We start from the raw sequence: 207 nt of genomic DNA, 5'->3' as shown, positions 1-207 counted from the left end.
TGCAGCGGGGGCGGCTGTCGGTGCACGCGCGGCGACCGCGCTGCTGGAGGTGCTCGCCGGCGTCCTGCGGTTGGGCGAAACCGGGTCGAACTGGCGATTCCGGAGGATCTGCCGCTGATCCACGCCGACGCGGGCCTGCTCGAGCGGGTGCTGGCGAATCTGGTCGCGAACGCGGACCGGCACCTGCCGGCGGGCGCGAAGGTGCGG

1 protein-coding gene is annotated in these 207 nt (G+C 74.4%); it reads left to right on the top strand.

Annotated elements, in window-relative coordinates; translation table 11 throughout:
- The coding region (locus tag BN358_RS28170) for a hypothetical protein (RefSeq protein WP_232233435.1) at positions 1 to 207 on the top strand (207 nt) is incomplete at both ends.

It is taken from the genome of Sedimentibacter sp. B4 (assembly GCF_000309315.1).
GTDB lineage: Bacteria > Bacillota > Clostridia > Tissierellales > Sedimentibacteraceae > Sedimentibacter > Sedimentibacter saalensis.
Note: the sequence above shows the minus strand (reverse complement) of the source record. Positions and strands in the feature narration are given on the sequence as shown.